The sequence below is a fragment of the Pseudonocardia parietis genome (assembly GCF_017876315.1).
GTDB classification, from domain to species: Bacteria; Actinomycetota; Actinomycetes; order Mycobacteriales; family Pseudonocardiaceae; genus Pseudonocardia; species Pseudonocardia parietis.
Genome location: NZ_JAGINU010000004.1, coordinates 90,750 through 109,002, shown reverse-complemented (window position 1 = coordinate 109,002; position 18,253 = coordinate 90,750). Strand labels below are relative to the sequence as shown.

9 protein-coding genes are annotated in these 18,253 nt (G+C 71.1%); 3 read left to right on the top strand and 6 right to left on the bottom strand.

The window, feature by feature from the left end:
• Positions 1-1,689: 1,689 nt before the first annotated feature.
• From istB to JOF36_RS36635, 4 genes are all read right to left on the bottom strand, one after another.
• Positions 1,690-2,496: an IS21-like element helper ATPase IstB gene (istB, locus tag JOF36_RS36650; protein ID WP_210036834.1), complete on the bottom strand. Its 807-nt coding sequence runs from the start codon at positions 2,494-2,496 to the stop codon at positions 1,690-1,692.
• Positions 2,496-3,752: an IS21 family transposase gene (istA, locus tag JOF36_RS36645; RefSeq protein ID WP_210037123.1), complete on the bottom strand. Its 1,257-nt coding sequence runs from the start codon at positions 3,750-3,752 to the stop codon at positions 2,496-2,498. Before istA ends, istB begins: the two co-directional genes overlap by 1 nt.
• 3,548 nt (positions 3,753-7,300) lie before the next feature.
• The gene (locus JOF36_RS36640) at positions 7,301-8,311 is read right to left on the bottom strand and encodes a ParB/RepB/Spo0J family partition protein (RefSeq protein WP_307862806.1); all 1,011 of its coding nucleotides are present in this window, start codon (positions 8,309-8,311) and stop codon (positions 7,301-7,303) included.
• 3 nt (positions 8,312-8,314) lie between these two features.
• Positions 8,315-9,031 (bottom strand): ParA family protein, encoded by a 717-nt coding sequence (locus JOF36_RS36635; protein WP_210036833.1) that lies wholly within the window; start codon positions 9,029-9,031, stop codon positions 8,315-8,317.
• A 721-nt stretch (positions 9,032-9,752) separates the two neighbouring features.
• Here JOF36_RS36635 and JOF36_RS36630 point away from each other — a divergent pair.
• Together JOF36_RS36630 and JOF36_RS36625 are read left to right on the top strand one after the other, a co-directional pair.
• The gene (locus tag JOF36_RS36630) at positions 9,753-10,016 is read left to right on the top strand and encodes a hypothetical protein (RefSeq protein WP_210036832.1); all 264 of its coding nucleotides are present in this window, start codon (positions 9,753-9,755) and stop codon (positions 10,014-10,016) included.
• A gap of 288 nt (positions 10,017-10,304) precedes the next feature.
• The gene (locus JOF36_RS36625; RefSeq protein WP_210036831.1) at positions 10,305-11,081 is read left to right on the top strand and encodes a hypothetical protein; all 777 of its coding nucleotides are present in this window, start codon (positions 10,305-10,307) and stop codon (positions 11,079-11,081) included.
• Between the two features lie 77 nt (positions 11,082-11,158).
• On the opposite strand, the gene mobF is transcribed toward JOF36_RS36625, so the two are convergent.
• Positions 11,159-15,823, bottom strand: coding sequence for a MobF family relaxase (gene mobF, locus JOF36_RS36620; RefSeq protein ID WP_210036830.1), 4,665 nt, complete (start codon positions 15,821-15,823; stop codon positions 11,159-11,161).
• 362 nt (positions 15,824-16,185) lie between these two features.
• Here mobF and JOF36_RS36615 point away from each other — a divergent pair, with 362 nt between their 5' ends.
• Positions 16,186-16,689 carry a translation initiation factor IF-2 gene (locus tag JOF36_RS36615; protein WP_210036829.1) on the top strand — a complete coding sequence of 168 codons (504 nt, stop codon included), beginning with the start codon at positions 16,186-16,188 and terminating at the stop codon, positions 16,687-16,689.
• Between the two features lie 275 nt (positions 16,690-16,964).
• Here JOF36_RS36615 and JOF36_RS36610 read toward each other — a convergent pair whose 3' ends face one another.
• The gene (locus JOF36_RS36610) at positions 16,965-17,783 is read right to left on the bottom strand and encodes a hypothetical protein (RefSeq protein WP_210036828.1); all 819 of its coding nucleotides are present in this window, start codon (positions 17,781-17,783) and stop codon (positions 16,965-16,967) included.
• Positions 17,784-18,253 lie beyond the last annotated feature (470 nt).

Sequence of the window (18,253 nt, the reverse complement as noted above, 5' to 3'; positions counted from 1 at the left end):
CCGTTTACGCGCCGACCGAGCCCCGCCAGGCCGGATCGGGCGCCGACCCGCGCATGTCACCGCCCCTCCCCGGCCCAGGCATCAGTGTGACCATCACGCTCGGTGCTGCCGGCACGGTCCCGAGCACCGACAGAGCCGCGCCGTCCGGCACAGACCACCGCACGGTCCGCCTGCCCGGGGAGGCCGCTGGTCCCGGACGGGCGTTGCTCAGCCGGTATCCAGCTCAAGTCCTCGCTCGCCTCCGCCGGAACCGCCGGCTCGCGAGCCGACCGCGGGGCCGCGGAGTGTCCCGCACACATCGGGTGTGCCGCGGGCGTACCTGTCGACGAGGCTTTCGTGGCGCACACCAGGTGCGCCGCACGCAGGAGAGGGGCCTGGAGTCGAGGGCTATGCGGGCGCCGAGGAGGCACGGTCCGGGACCTGTTCTCGACACGACGCCGCAGCCGAGTCGCGAAGACGATCGCAGCCACCAGCGGGGGGTAAACGGCGTTTACAGCTGCGGTGGGAGACGATCCTGTCCCGCACCCGGCACGTCGACGGGCATCCGCTGGCAGCAGAGGCGGGCCCCGCGCGGACCGCCACAGTCCACCACGCAGGCCATGGCGTCCCGCCCCGGCCGGATACTCTCCGCCGCGCGCCAGTACTCCGGCGCGCTCCAGGCCAGGCCAACGCGGTCGCGGCCCCGACTGTGCCGCGGCCACGCGACACCACGGGCCGTCGCAAACGGTAGGGGCGCGTGCTACCCAGGGCGGGGCCGAAGGCAAGGCCCGTCGCATGGGGGGTAAACGCCGTTTACAGCCTCTACACCGGCTCCGCCCGAAGCAGCCGGCGCCGGTCCGGACCGACGCTGTCCACCGCGCCGGGCATTCGGGTATCGCTTTCCCCGCTCGCCCGGCCGTCGGCCCTACGGCTCCAGCGGCGGTTCACCGGAGTTCATGCTGATCATCCCTGGAGTCGGGGTCGGAGTTCAGCACGGAGTCGCTCCGCGGGCCGGGGAGTAAACGGCGTTTACCCCGCAGCGGCGACGGTGCGCCGTCTCCCGGCTGCGGGACGCCGGCGCCGCCGCGGCTCGGGAGCGGCTGCGGCCCGGGTTGCGGCTCGTGCCTGGGTGTCGGCTGCGTCGACACCCTGACGAGCTCGCGATCCGGTTCACTACACCTCTGCGGCTTGGGCACAGGCAGACCGTGGCCGCCCGCGGGGATAAACGGCGTTTACAGCTGCGGTAGGACCCGCGCGATCAGGACTCGGCAAGCCGACGGCCTCAGTCCGCCGTGGCGGGTCTCGCGCCCGGCGGGGGCATCGCTCGTCGAGGCGGCCGAGGCGAGTTGTCGTTGACACGACTCGGGGTGGTGCAGTGCCAACGGGCTCCGGCCGGTCGCTGTGTGCGGTGCCGTCCGGGCCGGGGCTGACGCGGCCGCGATCTCGACCCGTGGTCGCGGCCGCGCGACACCAAGGGCAATCGAAACAACATGGCGTCGTTGCAGTCCGCCCCGGGACGACGGCACGACCGCGTGCGGATGTAAACGCCGTTTACGGCCCCTGCCCCGACTCAGCCCAGCGCAGCAGCGTCACGCCACACTCAAGTCCTCCGGGGCTCCGAGCGCACGGACATCAGATTCCCGCCCAGCTGTCAACGGCAGCTGAAAACTGACCCCTTCCCGGAAGTTGAAAACTGACCCCCTTGGTCGGTCATGGTTCGTCGGTGGTGGCCGCGGGGACGCGGCCGAGGTTGCGGTCCTTGAGTCGGTAGCTGTCGCCCTTGAGGGAGATGACCTCGGCGTGGTGGACCAGGCGGTCGATCATCGCGGCGGCGACGACGTCGTCGCCGAACACCTCGCCCCAGCGGCCGAAGGGCTTGTTGCTGGTGACGATCAGCGAGGCGCGTTCGTAGCGTCCGGAGACGAGTTGGAAGAACAGGTTCGCTGCTTCGGCCTCGAAGGGGATGTAGCCGACCTCGTCGATGACCAGCAGCGGGAACCGGCCGAGCCGGACGAGCTCGGTCTGCAGGCGGCCGGCGTGGTGGGCGTCGGCGAGGCGGGCGACCCACTGGGAGGCGGTGGCGAACGCGACGCGGTGCCCGGCCTGACACGCCCGGATCGCGAGCCCGACGGCGAGGTGGGTCTTGCCGGTGCCGGGCGGGCCGAGGAACACCACGTTGTCCCGCGCGGTCACGAAGTCCAGCGTCCCGAGGTGGGCGATGGTGTCCCGCTTCAGAGCTCGGGCGTGGTCGAAGTCGAACTCCTCCAACGACTTGCGGGCCGGGAACCGGGCGGCCCGGATCCGGCCCTCACCGCCGTGAGATTCCCGGGCGGCGACCTCGCGTTGCAGGCAGGCGGCCAGGAACTCTTCGTGCGACCAGTTCTCGCTGCGGGCCCGCTCGGCCAGCCGCGACACCGACTCACGCAGTGTCGGGGCTTTCAGGGCGCGGGTCAGGAACGCGATCTCGCTGGTCAGATCCCGCCCGGCCGCCGAGGTGGTCGTGGCCTTGGCCGTCATCACGCCACCCGCCCGTCGGTATCGCTGTTGAGGTCGGTGTCGAGGCCCAGGGCAGTGTCGTAGTCGGACAGGCGGCGCATCTGAACCTCCGGCTCGACCGGGCGCGGGCGGGCGACGTGTTCGGCGCGTAGGGCGCGGGCGGCGTCGACGTGTGCCGGGTCGTGGATGCTCTGATGCCGCGCCCAGCACCGGTCGTGGTCGGCGACCAGGCGCCCGTCGCAGAACACCTGGAGCCGGTCCAGGCCTGCGATCAGCTCGACCCGGCGGCCGATGACCGCGGGGTGCACCGAGTAGTCGTTGGAGTCGAACCGGACGTAGTGATCGCGAGGCAGCCGCAGCGAGGACCGCCACCCCGTCGTCGGAGCGACCGGCGGTAGCGCCAGCATCGCCGCCCGGTCCGCGTCGACCCGTGCGGCCGGAGCGCACCCCAGGACCCGTTTCACTCGGTTGTTGGCCAGCGCGAGCCAGCCATCGAGCTGGGTGTTGAAGTCCGCCGGGGAGGCGAACGAGCGGCCGGGCAAGAAGCTGGTCTCGAGATAGCCGTTCGCGCGCTCCACCAAGCCCTTGGCTTCGGGGTCGGCCGGCGCGCAGATGTGCACCTTCGCCCCGAGCGTTCCGCGGAACGCGTGCGCGTCCCCGGTGAGCACGGTGGCCTTGCCGCGGCGGCGCCCGACCGCGGCCTCTCCGTCCCAGACCAGCATCCGTGGCACCGCGTCGAGCCTGCCCAGCAGCTGCCACCAACCGGCGAACAGATCCTCCGCCGACCTCGACGGGACCAGCACCGCGGACAGCCAACGGGAGTAACCGCAGACCATGACCAGCACCGGCAACCTGGTCGCGGTGCGGGTCTGGCCAAACCCGACCGGCACCTCGATGTCGGGGAACCAGAAATCGCACTGCCCGACCTCACCCGCCCCATAGCTCGTCCGCGACGCAGGATCCGGTGGCCGATAGACCGGGCGCAGCTCGGCGACCCGGTCACGCAGCACCCGTACCGACCGGCTCCAACCGATCCGTTCCGCGATCACCGTGGCCGGCATGTCCGGCCACGACGCCAGCAACTCCCGGATCCGTGGCTCGACCGCATCGACCACCGACCCGCGCGGCGAACGCCGGTACTGCGGCGGCTCGTCGCTGGCCAGGGCGCTCTTCACGGTGTTCTTCGAACACCCCATCACCCGAGCAATCGCCTTGATCGGCATCCCCTCGGCCCGCCGCAACCGGCGGATCTCCGCCCAGTTCTCCACGCTCAGCACCCTCCTGATCATCGGGAGGGGGTCAACCTTCACCTGCCGACAGGGGGTCAGTTTTCAGATGCCGCCGACACCAGCCGCCCGAAGGGTCGCAGGCATCGTCGACAACGCGGCCCGCGCCCAGCCGGACCGGCCGGCTGCGGCCACGAATTCAGCGTCGATTCCGCAAACCGGGCCTCGGCGACCCCACCTGCTTCAGGACGCGAGTAGGTCTCGACGCCCTGCGCGTGGTGCGTAAACGCCGTTTATCCGGAACCTGCGACGGCTGCGACGGTGCCCCGATCTAGTGGGCTACGGGCCGCCGCGGCAGCACGGCAGGATCGAGGCCAGATTCGGCCTTGTTGTGTCGTGGTACGAGCTGCCTTCCTGCCCGCACCACGCCCAGGCCGAAGGATGCAATGGGTGAGCCTGACCGGCGAGGGGTAGCGGCTACCCGCAGGTGGCGGCGTCGGCGACCGGCCCCGAGTAAACGCCGTTTACCCAGCTTGCCCACGACGGCGCGGGAACAACGGCCCAGGGCCCGCCCGCGCCTGCAGGGCCCGTCCCGCAGACTTAGCCGCAGCGCCGAGACGGCGTGAATGACGGACGGCACGGCTGCGTATCGCGATCCAAGGAGCCCTCGCGGCAGCAGCGTGAACGCCGTTCACGACTCGGGCGCAGCCGGCTGACTGAGTGCCGTCTGCTGGGTTCGGTGCGGGGCCGCTCGGTCGCGGCTGTGCAGGAGGTGGTCGACTGCCGTCCGCCTCGCGTGCATTGCGGTCGCGGCAGTGAACTCCTACCTGAGATGGCTGGGCGGCCGCGCGCGGATGAGGCCGAGCGTGTGCACCCCGCGCCGCGGCGGCGGGGAAGGTTCCGACGCCCGGCACGCAGCCGTGTCCGCGCCCGTGCGTAAACGCCGTTTATCCCTCCTGGCCGCCGGCGTAGTCGGGCACCCCGCTAGTGCTGTGTGATGTCCCGAGTCAGCCGGGCGTCTGGGAACCCTTTAAGCACGGTGCCCTCACCTAGCCGAGACCACCGCTGCTGGCGGCGTGTACCTGCTGACGGCCACGGGCCGTGTGGAAAGCTCGCCCCAGGCCGCCGGCCACCCAGACTGCGCCCATGGGCTCCTACTTAGATGACTCGGGGCCGGAAAGGGCGATTCCACAGGTTGCGGGCATCGTCGACCCACCGGCCGAGGACGGACGCTCGGTAGCGGTCGTAAACGCCGTTTACACCGAGACCGACTCCCGCGGAGTCGAGGTCGCTCGCAGTCCCGGTGGGTGCAGGTGACGACTCCGGTGGTGCGGGCACGAGGACCCCCGACGGACACCATCTCGCACCGGGCCAGCGCCTCCGATGCACACAGCGAGGGATGCCGATCGGTATCGCCGGGACAGGCCGTGGGGCGGGAAGCCAGATCGCACCAGCAGACAACCAGTGCCCGAGTCCGAAGCCCCAGGCGCCGCCACGCCCAGTCGGGCTCGAGCAGCTTCCGCGGGTCCCGGCGACAGCCTCGCCGACGGGGTGTGGAGCGCCGAAGCGTAAACGGCGTTTATGCACGCAGTGGCAGGCGAGCGTGGTGGGCTGCGAGGGATCCGAGAGGATCTGCAACAGCGCAGCGATCCGAGCGACGGCTCTTGGCGTCGCCGCTGAGTCGGCTGGGCGAGTCGATCCTGTGCCCTGCCGTAGGGTCCGGTCGCATCCCTGTGCGCGGCAGCTGTCGGTACTCGGCGCCGTCCAGCCGGGGAAAGCGGCCGCCAAGGCCCCGACCGTGACGCGACCGCCACGACGTCCGGGCGGACGGCCGGATCCGCTTGGGAGGTGTACCCGCGGTCGGGAATGAAGCGCTTGCCGGTGGGGATGTAAACGCCGTTTACATCCCCGGCCCGACTCCGGCCCGACTCCGGTCCGAGCACCGGCGCCACGCCGCACTCACGCCTCCCCACTCTCGGAGGACGCTCGGGCACGGGTCCCCAGCAGCTGCCTCCCGAAGGGTTCGGGCATCGTTGGTAGCGCGGTCCGCATTCGCTGCACCACCGTCTGTTACTGCGCGGCCGCGGCGAGGCTGCAGACCTTGGTTCTCGCGATCCCGCTCCAGGACGCCAGTACGGGCCAAGGTCGCTCTGCGGCTCGTGCGTAAACGCCGTTTACCCAGGCCGGGTGGCTGCGATGGCCTTCTCGACTCGGCCGCGGAGTCGTGCCGACCACCGGAGCACCCCAGCTCGCCTCCTCGCCGCCGGCCTGGCCCGGACGGTCCTCACCTCTCACCACCTCTCACCGACGCGAGTGGAGAGCCCGAGGGGTCGGTCGGTGTGGACGTCCGTGGCCCACGCGGCACTGCCCTCGGCTCGGTCGCCAGCAGTCACGCCGTAGCCGAGCGAGTAGCTGGGCCTGCAGTCCGTCACCCGCGGGCCGCCCGGGACGGACGGGCATCCAGTTCTCGGCGTGTGGACTGACCGGTGGCCTGCGCAGCGCGTCACGGCAATGTCGATCGTCCTGACCGTGCGGGCAGCGCCGATGGCGACGGCGGGGGCTCCACGCATTTGCGGATGGCTTGACCCTGGCCGAGATCGCCCGAAGCCACGGGCTGCCCAGGCCAAGGGGCGCCGGGGGTTGGTACCCGTGGCGTAAACGGCGTTTATGCGCCCACCGGCCACCATCTCGCACCACCACGAAAGGACCTTTGATGCTTGCAGCGCGCAGCGCCAATCGGTATTGCCGGCAGTGCCGCGCTGCCGGAGGCCGCCGCACTGCGTGCGGGTTTCGGCGACCGGCTGCACGATTGCTCTGCTTACGCCCTCGCAGGGGTGTGACTACGCGCCACGGCAGACGGCAGACGGCAGACGGTGGCGACTCTCGCTCTGCCAGCAGTCCCGCACCGCCGGGCCTGCACCTGCGACGTAAACGGCGTTTACGCGCTCCCGGTGCAACATCCGATCAGGCACCGCAACGGGGACTCCTCAAGTGCCGAGAACTCGTGGGCCTGGAACCGCCGGACCAGCTGGATGCAGGTCGCGGCCTGCTGCCTCCATGATCGTGCAGCCAGTCCGGATCCGAGACGTCAACTATCCGATCACAGACGGCGGTTCCAGCTTGCTCTGCCGAGCTGGTGTGGATGCTGCGCCTGTCGGACCGGTGAGCGCAAGAGGTGTGTAAACGGCGTTTACCCGCCCATGTGGCGCCGACGGATTGCTGCAGGTTCCGTCGTGTCCGCGCGGCCAGGGCGCTGGGCTCAGAAGGGGGATGCACCGTCCGTGGCCCCCCGGGTCGAAATCGCGCCCCTTGCAGGGCGGGCGTGCCGTGCCTGCCACTGCAGCGCACGGTGGTCTCGGGCTTGGCGCCGTCCTGGCGTGGCGTCGCTCGCTCGGTCGTCGTTCGTCCAGACCGTCGATGCCAGCGTGGTTCCGGGAGTGCTCGGTAAACGCCGTTTACGGGCATCGATGGCGTGCCTGTCCGTCCTCCGGGACTGGACTGGGCACCCGGTCGCCTCAGCCGCACTTGGATGCGGCCCCGGGGCGTAAACGGCGTTTACGCCCCGGGGCCGTTAGCCCCGCCCTGCAAGCGGCGGTGCGTCAGCTGGCCTGCGCCGTCGGGCTAGCAGGATCAGGCTCGGTAGCTGACTCCGGTTCGGTCCGAGCAACGGCCTCGGTCGAGGCGCTGGCTTGGCTTGGGTCTCCGGGTTCGGAGAGCAGCCGGATCAGTTCGGCGCGTTCGGTTTCGGTGAATACTTCCCGGATGGAGACCGCGGCCCGGGCCGGGCTGGACACCGCGATGCTGCGGCGGGTGCGCCGCGGTATCTGCCCACCTGGCAGCGGGCTGCCGAGCGTGGGCTTGCGGTAGGGCGGACCGGCCGCGGCGATCAGTTCTTGCTGGTCCTCGGGGAGCCCACCGAACTGGCGTGCCTGTTCCACCTTCAGCGTGCCGATCTCCAGCGCTTCGCGTAGCGCCGGAATGAGTCCGAGCAGCGCCATCCGTTGGCTCACATACATGGCGGTACGTCCGATGCGGGTGGCCAGGGCGCGCTGGGTGATGTCGGCCTCGGTCAGGAGCCGTTGCATCGCTATCGCCTCGTGCAGCGGACCGAGGGATTTGCGGTGGCTGTTCTCCACCAGCATGACCTCGTACATCGAGGCGATCCGGTCGTCGTTGACCAGCGCGGGGATGCGCTCGAGACCGGCGATCGTGGCGGCCCGCAGCCGCCGATTCCCGATCAGGGCGACCCACGTCGCTCCGTCGACGGCGGACTGTTGGTCGGTGTAGCGGGCAGCGAAGGCGCTCGCGGAGCACACCACGATCGGTTGGAGCACGCCGTGACCACGGATGGTGGCCACGAGCTCGTAGAACTCGGCGTCCTCATCATCGTGGCCGGAGCGCTGGTTCAACGGGTTGGACACGATGTCGGCTACTGGCAGCATCGCGGTGTCCGGGCCCGGTTCCGGCTCCGATACCGGAGCGGGTGGCTCCACCGTGGTGGGGGTCTCGGTGGGGGTGGGCTCTGCGCCCGACGTTGGGGTAGCCGGCAGTGAATAGTCGGCTGGGACTTCCTCGCGGGCGAGCTCGGCGAGATTGACGCGCTTACCCACTGGCTACTCCTCGCCCTCGGCGTAAACGCCGTTTACGCCGTCGGCGTGCCGTGGGCCCTCGCCCCCGCTGCCCAGTACCTCGAGTGCCAGACGGAAAAAGTCCTGGCGCGCCTCCAACGCGACACGGTTCTTGGCGTACTGCACCACCGTCACGCCCTCCGCGGAGGCCCGAGTGTGCAGCTTGTAGTGCCGGACGACCGTGTGGAAGCACGGCCAACCACGGGCGGCCACATACTCGCGGGTCTGGTCCAGGTCCCCGGAGCCGTCGCGTGGATCCCAGTTGTTCAGCAGCACACGCCACGGCACCCCGGCCGGCTGGATCACCCGCTGGATCGACCTCGTGGCCGGTGAAAACGACATCGGCTCCGGCTCCAGCGGAACAATGACGTCGTCGGCCTGGGTAAGCACGGCCTGCAGGATCGACTCATCCTCCAGGTTTCCCGGGGTGTCGACGAAGATGTGCGAGTACTGCTTGATCTCACGGAGCTTGCCGAGCAGCTGAGGGTTGTCATGACACTGCTCGAAGTCGAACGGCAACTCGTCGCCCACCCGCTGGGCCCACTCGAGCATCGATGCCTGCGGGTCGGTCGAGACGCCCAGCACCGGTGACGAGTCCGCGGTCCCCCCGAGCGTGTCCGCGACCACGGCCGCCAGGTTCACGGTGACGGTGGTCTTGCCGACTCCGCCCTTCTGATTCGCGATGACATGCACGCGCGCCATGGAGTAATCCCTCCGTCTGCTTCCCACCCGGCGGGTGGTACTTCGGATCGCCGAAGATGGTCGCAGATCATGGGTGCGATCCCAGGAAACAGGGTCACCTCGGCGCGCCGCAGCCGAGCCGTCAGGGCGTAAACGGCGTTTACGTTCGGCAACCGACGCCGGCGTAGCACCGTCAACGTCAGCACCCCCCGGTGGAGCCGACAACTTCTGACGGGCGTGTTACGCCGTCGAGACCGCCCGTCACGCCTGCCGGTATGGACTGAAACCGCCAAGGTGCTCCTCTGCGCAGGTAGGACATGTCACCGAGTTCGCCCGGACAGTCCGCGCCGAGTGTGCTGGCCCGACTCTCCAGAGAGATCAACACGAGGCGTCCCTCGGCCAAGGGCGTCCCGTTCACTGATGGTCGGCCGTTGGTAGCCACTCCCATTGCTGACCACTCACTCGAACTGTAGTTTGATATCGGAACGCGAGGGACGCCACGGTGCCGTCACGGGGCCGCCACGTTAGGTGAATCCGAGCAGTACGGACGGGTCATCGAGTCCCCTGCGCTGCCAGGATCGGGCCGTCCCGCCTGAATCCCTTCAGCAGCAGCGGCGGAGCAGGTCCGAGCGTTCGCAGCCCTGCGGGTGCGGCATGGTCGAGGAGGCCCGGGCGGTCTGGAACGACACCGGGTGCGGTCCTTCGCCGTCATCGCACTGCGGAGTGTCGTAGGGTCCCGGTCATGTCGTCCTCTGAGGTGGAGCGCCGCCTGCGGCAGCAGGGCGCCGACGTTGACTCCCTGTACGAGATCAGCTCCCGCATTGAGGACAAAGTCGACACGCTCGACAGCCGGGTGGGAGCCCTGGACACGAAGGTCGACGCCCTCGACAGCCGGGTGGGAGCCCTGGACACGAAGGTCGACCAGCTAACCGAGACCACCAACGCCCGGTTCGACGGCCTGGAGCGGACCCTCGCCCAGATCCTGGAGCGGCTCGACCGCGACTGACCCGTCACCAGCCGGCCCTGGGACAAGCTCCGGTAGTCCTGGGGGGCGAACCCGAACGCAGCCGAGCGCCTCCATGGCCCTGGCGGCAACTGTCTTGAGTCTGCGGGGCCGGCGCCTTCGTACCCTGGCACCCGTGTCCCCGGCGCGGGCTTCGACCCCGCGGTGGCCACGGGACGGGCGAAGCGATCTGCTCGGACGCGGACGCACCGACCCCGTTTGTGGACGGTCCGGCCCACTACACTCACGGTGTCGCAACAGCGCCGGTGACCAGCACAGGAGGTGGGTGTCGTGACCGGGATGGCACGTGTCGGCCGCTACGGGTCCACCCGGGTCGAGCCCGCGCCGCTGTTCGATGTCACCGACCCCGCTGCTGCGCCGCCGCGGGATGCGCACGAGGTGTTGTTCCGGGCGCCGGTGTCGCTGTCGGTGATGCTCGACGGGATGGCCGAGGCCGGCCTGGCGAACGAGGTGGATGCCTGGGGCCGCGCCTACAGCGGGCTGCTGAACCGGCTGCTGCGCGAGGTCCAGGAGTCGTGCGGTTGGGCCGGGGACCCGGAGCGGACGTCGATCCTCTCGCCCGCCCGGCTGGAGCTCGCCGGGGTGGTCGAGGCTGTCACGCCGGGTTTCGAGCAGGCCCGGTGGCACTGTCACGTCTACGTCGGTGCCATGGCGACCATCCTGGCGACGGGGGAGCGGGCCCCGGTCTCGGCCGAGTTCTTGCGCGAAGGCGTGTACTCCTCCGCGCAGGGGTTCCACATGAATCGGCTGCGGGCTCTGGCGGAGCAGGAGTTGGAGGCGTCCTGGGGTTTCCCGCGCGACACCTCCTCGATCTACGAGATCGTCGACCCGCCGTGGCACGAGTACATCGGGGACAACGATCGCGGTGTGTGCCCGGGGCCGTGGCACGTCACCGGCACCCGGGTACTGGCCGACGAACGGGCATTGCGGCTGGATGCCGAGCAGGAGGCGCGGCGTCGTGCTCAGCGGGAGGCCGGGCTTGGTCCCGACCAGGAGAAGCTGCGAGCGGCTGGCGCGGCCTACTGGGCCCGCATGGTGACGGGTTAACGGCCTCACCCACTACCTGTGCCGTCGTGCGCGCGTAGGCGAGCCCTGTCCCGTGCCGGGTGCCCTGTCTGGTCGGGCTAGTAGTCGTCGTCGATGTCGTAGCCGTAGTCGTCGCGGCCGTACTCGACGTCGTAGCCGTGGTCGATGCCGCGGACGTGCTGCGCGTGCTGCTGGCCGGGAATGTTGCGCTCGGCTTCGAGGTCGAGCTGGTCCCGCTGTGCCCGGACGGTGTAGGCGTCGTGGACCGCGCGCTGCTGCTGGTCGCGGGCCCGTAGCGGCTCGGTGCGGGCCCGCTGCAGCTCGCTGTCGCGGGTGGTCCGCCGCAACGTCTCGACGGCCTCCCGTGCCCGGTTCGGCGACTCGCCGATGCTGGCGGCGACCTCGGTGTCACCCGCCTCCGGGGCCGCCGCCTCCTCCTGGCCGACGTGGCGCCGGCCGGTGTCGTGCTGTTCGGTCGTGGGCTCGACCGTAGGCTCCGCGACCGGCGTGGGGGCGGATCCGGTGGTGTCGGGCAGTTCGAGCTGCTCACCACGCTGCTCGGCGGGCAGGGTGGTCTCGCGCCAGGCGGGCAGGTTGCGGCGGTCGAGTTCGACGGCCGCGGCCTGGTCGGCTTCGCGCAGCGGCGCGGTCTGTTCCCACCACTGCTGGCGGGCTTCGTACTCGCGCGCGAGGGCGTCGGCCTGTTCGGTGTAGGTCGCGGCGAGGTCCTGGTGGCGCTGCGCGGTGGCGAGCAGTTCGTCGCGGTCACCGGCGGGGTCGGGGGCGTCGGCTTCGGCGCGGGTCAGCAGGCCGTCGTCGCGGATCTCCGCGGCGAGACGCCGGGTTGCGGCCAGGTCCTCGCCCACGGCGCGGGGCCCGTACTCGTCGGCGCGATACAGCTCCAGCGCCCAGGCTTCCCGGGCCCGGTAGAGCTCGGTGGTGCCCTTCTGCTGCCAGGCCAGCGCGGTCGGGTCCGGGTCGAGGGCCTCGGTGGCTTGGCGCCACAGGCTGTAGGCGAATGGTTGCTCGGTTGGCGGCGCCTGGCCGAGGGAGGCCTGGTGGTCGGGAATGCCGCGGTACTCGCGGTAGGCAGCCACCAGCCCGGCTCGCCGTTCCCAGTCAGCGCGCTCCTGCGGCGCTTCGACCGGGTCGGGGACCTCGGGCAGCCGGTCGAGGGCCCACTGCGGGGGCTGGGCCGCGATCTCCTGCCCGAGGTTGTGCTGGCGCTCCTGCGCGACCTCCCCGAGCGCGTGGAGGTAGTCCCGGACCTCCCCGGGGGCAAGCGTGTCGGCCACGGTGGTCCAGTCCGCCCCGGCCTCCGCAGTACCTTCGCCCCGTTCGGGTTCGCGGTCCTCGAGCAGCTGCCCGAGGCGCCAGTGCAGCACCTTCGACAGCGCCTCGGCGTCGGTGAAGCTGCGCATCCCGACCGCCTCGCCCAACAGGGCGCGGGGGTCGTGCCCGTCGAGCTCGGCGGCGTAGACCTTGTTCAGCATGCGCCCGTAGGCGGGCTCGTTGCGCAGCCGCTCGTGCTGATCCGAGGTGAGCAGCCCGGCGAGGATCTCGTCATTGCGGGTGCCGGCGGCACGCATGCTGACCTGGTTCATCAGCGCACCGATCGTGGCGAACGACCGCAGGTCGTGCTCGGCGCTCTCCCGCACGCTCAGGGCGGCCTCGGCCACCTCGCTGTGGGTCAGCAGGTCGGCCAGGCGCTGCGCGGGGGTGTCCTCGATGCGGCGCTGGTCGTGCTCGTCCGGAGTCTGCTGGGTCACGAGGTAGATCAGGTTCATCGACCGGCCGCGGGTGATGGCCGGGTAGAGCGACTCGCGGGTGGTGTCCCGGCCGGTGACCGCGCGACCGACGTCGACGGTCACACCCTGCGCGGCGTAGTTCGTCAGCGCGTAGGCCAACGTCACATGCTCATCGACGTAGTCGTCCGTCAGGTGCGCGACCGCGCCGTACTCGTCCTGAGCGAGCAGCTGGCCGTGCCGGTCACGCCCGATGACGGTGTAGCGCTGCTTGTTCGTCACCGGCCGATGCACACCGTCCGGGCCGGGGTCGACCCGCTGTCGGCCGTCGTTGTTGTTGGCCTGGATCAGGTCCCCGACCCCGATCTCGGTCTCGTCGGGCAGTCGAGTGAGAACGTCGGGGGCCACGTGACCGAGGCGGACCAGCTCCTTATGAATCTTTGTGGACAGCTCGGCGGCCATCTGGTTGGTGTCGACGATGAGCAGGGCCTGCTTGCCGTCGAGCATGTCGGCCAGATGCCCACGTACCGCGTGCTCGGCCATCTCCTCCAGCGACCCGGTCCGGACCCGGCCGCGGTCGGTGTAGGCGGCGACCGCGGACACGTCCCCGGCACGCAGCTGCAGCGATGCGTCGGCTTCCCAGTCGTTGGCGAACCGGTGCACGGTGTCGAGCTCGAAGGTGCCGGGTTGCTCGGCCAGGTGCGCGAACATGCCCCCGGCCCCGACCGGCTGCAGCTGGTGATGGTCCCCGGTCAGAAGTACCTTCGCCCCGACCGCGGCGGCCAGGTCGGCGATCTCGATCAGCTCCGCGGTGGTGCTAATGCCGCCCTCGTCGACCACGACGAGGTCCCCGGCTTGCAGCCGCTGGCGCACCTGCCCGCTCCGAGCGTCCTGTTCGAGGAACTGCTTCCGAAACGCTGCGGTGGTCATCCCTTCCAGGCCGAGCCCGTCCAGGTTCTGCGCCGCGATCTTCGCCGTGGCCAGCCCAAGGACCCGGCCCCCGGTCTCGGTCTGCCACACCCCGGCCAACGCTCCCACGGTGTGCGACTTCCCCGTCCCAGCCGGCCCGACCAGCACATCCACGGTCCGCCCGGACCCCAGCACGCCGGCCACCACCGCTGACTGGTCCGGCGACAAGCCCCGCGACCCCAGCCCGCCGATAGCCGCCTCGATCCGCTCGGATTCGACCGTGACCGCGCCGGGGGTCTGGGTCAGCGCGCGCAGGCGTTCCTCGCCGGCGATCGCCGCGGTGGTCGCGTAACGCTCGTCGATGTGGGCCCGGAACATCGACCGGCCATCCAAACCCGGCCCGACGCGCCGCAGCGCGTCCGGCACCGGCACCGGGTCCCCGGCCGAGACCTGCACGACCCCATACCGGGCGGGCGCATCCAGCACCGCACCGGCCAGCGCGGCCACGAACGCCGGCCGCTGCTCGACCGCCACCCCGATCCCGGCGCGATCACCGAGGTGCTCGTCGATGGCCGCGGTCAGGTTCCCGACCGTCCAGGTCGCGTACTTGGCCTGCACGTCCGCGACCCCGGCCACGAGCGCCTGATCGACGGTGAATCCCAGCGTCGACAGGCCACGGTCCGCGGCCACCGCGGCCGCCCGCCCGCCGGTGGTGTGGCCGTCGACGGCCTGCGCGGTGGCCGTGTGGAAGGCCTCGATCTCGGCCAGCACCAGCCGGGCGACCTCCCGCCCGAGGGGTTGGCCGGTCATCCCTTCCGGGACGGTCAGCGCGGCCGTGGCCGGGTGGCCTCCAGTGGCCGCGGCGGCCATCACCCGCTCGTCCACGGCGTCCAGCGCGGCCGCCAGCTTGGCCGCCCGGCCACGCTCCCCGGCCGCCCACGCCGCCACCGCGGCCGGACCGGCCAACCCCGACTTGGGCCTGCGGGTGTCCTTGACCGCCTGCTCCACCAACGCCCGCTTCGCCCGCGACCCCGGCGCCCGCCCGTGCCGGGCGGTATAGGCCTCCACCAGCTCCGCCACCCGCGGCCGCACCTTCTCGTGCGTCCGCGTGCTGGCCGCCGCCATCAGCTCCCGGTCGATCCCGGCGATCTCGCGGGCGACACCGTCGGCGCGCAGCTCGAACACCACGCCGAGCTGCTCGGAAAGCAGCTGCTGATAGGCACGCGTGTAGGCGGTGGCCATCGCGTCCTTGACCGGCTTGAACGCCTGGCCATCCAACGCCAACACCCGGCCATCGATGGTGGCCGCCCGGTTCAGCACCCCGGCGTGCGAGTGCAGCTGCGGCTCCCCGTCCCGGTTGGTGTGGTGTCCATAGACAACCGCGGCCAGCCCGGTGGCCGCCTCCCATTCGCCGACCGTCCGCCCCGACGGGCCGCGGCCCTCGTGGCGGCCAGAGCGGACATAGGCCACGTCCGCCTCGGCCGATCCAAGCGCGACCCGCACCGCCTGCTCGTGCGCCGCACGGACTGTTTCCGCGCCCTCGCTGTCCCCGGCCGCGAGCAGCGCCGTGTAGTACAGCGACACCGACTTCACCGGCGAGAACGTCACGTCGTAATACGCGGTCGGGGTGCGGGTGTTCTTCTTCGCCGACGTCTCGATCTCGAACCGGCGCTCGGCAGTGGCCTCCGGCTCAGCCTTGAGCGCATCGGCCACGATCTGCGCCGCCGTGCGAAACCGCCGCGGCTTCGACCCCAGGTAGATCGGGGCCTTCTCCGTCGACCCAGCCACCACGTGATCGGGGTAGCGCAGCTGCCCGAAGACGGCCCGCACATCCCCCGCCGTGGCCGTGTCACCGGCCCGCGCCGGTAGCCCCAATGCCTCCAGGCCGGACCCGAACCACACCCCGTCCGGCTCCCCGTGTTCGGTCGCCGACTGCAGGTACTCGACCCCTCCGTGGTGCACCTGAGAGCGCTCGAAATCCGGTCCGCCGGGCTCCACGGTGGGAAAGTCGACACCCTGTTCCGGAGCCTGCTCCGGGCGCGAATCGCAGCCGTGGAGCAGGTACTCGACAGACCCGGGCGCCATCGCGGTCACTCGCACGACGCCCATGGCAAGAAGGCTACGGGACGGCACCCACCCCGGCAAGATCATTTGATGCATAGGTGTGAGGCATTGATCGTGCATGAGGATGGGGATAGGATCATGGGCAGCAGGAACACGAGCGAAGATCTTGAACTCACGTTGGGCAGAGATGGGGCAGGATCGGGGAGAGGTCGGTCGAAGGAACTCGAGTAGGTAGCACGTGAGAAAGGCTCGGGGCGGAATCGGTGGCGAGTACGGGCAGTATGTGCTGCCCTTCGGAGATGGCTCGGAGGTACCGGCTGGTGGCGCTCTGAGGTCGTTGAGGGCCACCGTTGGGTGTCCCTCGGGCAGCCTGGCGGGTGCTGGGAGGAATGCGGAGGTGGGGCCGCGTGGCGGGTAGGGGTAAGACGAAGGCTGACCGGCAGATCCGGGACCGGGTCGCCGAGCTAGCAGCGGCTCGGGATCGACTCGACGCTGAGGAGGCTGAGCGCCGGCGGCGTGAGGACGAGGCGTTCGAGCGTTACGCCCGCGCGGACGCCGATGCTGTGCAGGTGGCGGCGGAGCGCGACGCCGCGCTGGCCGACCTTGAGGCGCAGAGTCGGCGCGTGAGCGACGACTCTGCTAGCCGTCTCGGCGAGATCGAACAGCGGCAGCGGGAGATTCTCGCCGAGCTCCATCGCTCCGGCCGCAAGGTCGATGACCTGGCCGCAATGTTCGAGCTCCCGGTCAAGCGCGTCCGTACCTTTCTGCGGCAGGTGCGGCCTCCGGTCGGGCCGCAGTCGCGCGCCGTTGACGATTCGACCCTGCTGCCCTCACCGTGCGAGGACGTCCTCCCGGCGGCCGCGCCGCTGTCCGACGGGGCAACGGATTCAGCAGAACGGTCGAGCGTCTGACCCGGAGTCGCCGTATGCGGGCGGCTGGCATCGTGGCCGCGCCGGTAGAACTGTGCCGCCGGAGGCGGGTCCGCCGAACGCCCGGCCCGGCGCGGTCCCTGAGCGCCTGCCGCCAGTCCCGCGGCATCGGCTGGCGGCCGCGGACCTCGACCCGCTGGCGAGCTCCCGCCGCGGCTGTGAGCCTGTGGTGTGTACGCGGCTGGTTCCGGTCCTGGGCCCCGCTGGACACCCACAGGGGGGCACCGCCGGGGCGGGCCCCTCCTCGTGGTGGGCGGTCAGGCGGGCTGGCGAGCGTGCCAGTCGGACACGGTGAACCGGTCGGCGGTGCGCAGGCTGCGCCAGTCGCGGTTGAGTCGCGCGTTCCGCTCGGCGACGCTGGCGGAGGTGGCGGCGATGTAGTCGCAGCGGGCGATCAGCGTCTCGGCGCGGGTCGCGGTGGCGGTCGGGATCGGTACCCCGGCTGTGCCGCTGTCGCGGCAGTCCTCGCACAACCCGTCATCGTGGGTGCGCTGCTGGTCTCGGGTTGACCGCTCTACCCCGCACGCCACGCACGGCAGGCCCCGCATCGGAGGCACGGCGGCGCGGTCGTAGTCCAGCTGGTCGTAATCCGACTGCGCGGCGGTGTCCTCGGTCGGGTCGAGGCGCTCGGCGAAGTATCGGCGGGTAGCGGTGTCGTTGTCGGTGGCGCGCTGGCTCCGGCTCGGGCGCGGCGCGGTCTGGCGGGTGACTAGGTTCCGGGGCGCCCGGCGGGCGTACTCGCGCCGCTCGGCCCGGGCCGCGCGGGTCGCGCGGTTGGCGTGCGTCGCTGCCTGGGCACGTCGCTCCTGCCGCGGGGCGCATGCCTCCACCAGCTCCCGGCCGTCGGCGTCGCTGCGCTTCCACAGGTCCCGCAAGTGGTCGAGCATGTCCGACGGCGGCATCTCCAGGGCGGCGAGGATCTCGGCCAGCAACGCGCGGGTGCTCACGTCCGCTGCGTCGGCGAGCCGGACGGTACGGCGCCGCGCCTCGCGGTTCGCGCCCTGCCCGATCAGGTCGGCAACCTGGCGCAGCTGCTCGGCCGTGTCCACCGTCGTCGTGTCGGTCTGGGTGTCCATCGCGACTGCACTCCCTCGCTGGCCGGTGATCCGAAGTGGGTGGGCCTGTCGGCCCGTGATGGGCTGCGGGCGTCGTCCCCGCTGCCGCTTCACGGCGGTCGCACGGCCTCCGAGGCTCGACGTCAAGGGCAGCCCGGAGGGCTGTCGCCGGAGGCGACGCGGAGCGTCAGCGGAGCGCCCTTGATGTTGAGTGAGGCCGTGCTTGGCTCTAGGGCCGACAGGCCCATCCGCCCCGCCGCCAGGCGGGTCCATCGGGGTTCTCGGCCCGCCGCGGCCTTGAGCGGCCCTACGCCACCGACCGGCCGCCGACGGCCGGCCGAGACAGCTCGGGCCCGGCGGGCGGCCCGGCAGGGCCGATGGCCGCGCTCGGCGCGGCGCCGTCCACGGCAGACGCAGAAGGGCCCCACGAATGGCGGGGCTCTCTAACGGCGGGCCATCCCCAGCGGGGTGACCGCTTCGTGTCGCTATCG

Coding starts and splice junctions, on each gene's coding strand:
- JOF36_RS36610 (WP_210036828.1), bottom strand. CDS start 17,783: ATGGACACCCAGACCGACACGACGACGGTGGACACGGCCGAGCAGCTG.
- JOF36_RS36635 (WP_210036833.1), bottom strand. CDS start 9,031: ATGGCGCGCGTGCATGTCATCGCGAATCAGAAGGGCGGAGTCGGCAAG.
- istB (WP_210036834.1), bottom strand. CDS start 2,496: ATGACGGCCAAGGCCACGACCACCTCGGCGGCCGGGCGGGATCTGACC.
- JOF36_RS36630 (WP_210036832.1), top strand. CDS start 9,753: ATGTCGTCCTCTGAGGTGGAGCGCCGCCTGCGGCAGCAGGGCGCCGAC.
- mobF (WP_210036830.1), bottom strand. CDS start 15,823: ATGGGCGTCGTGCGAGTGACCGCGATGGCGCCCGGGTCTGTCGAGTAC.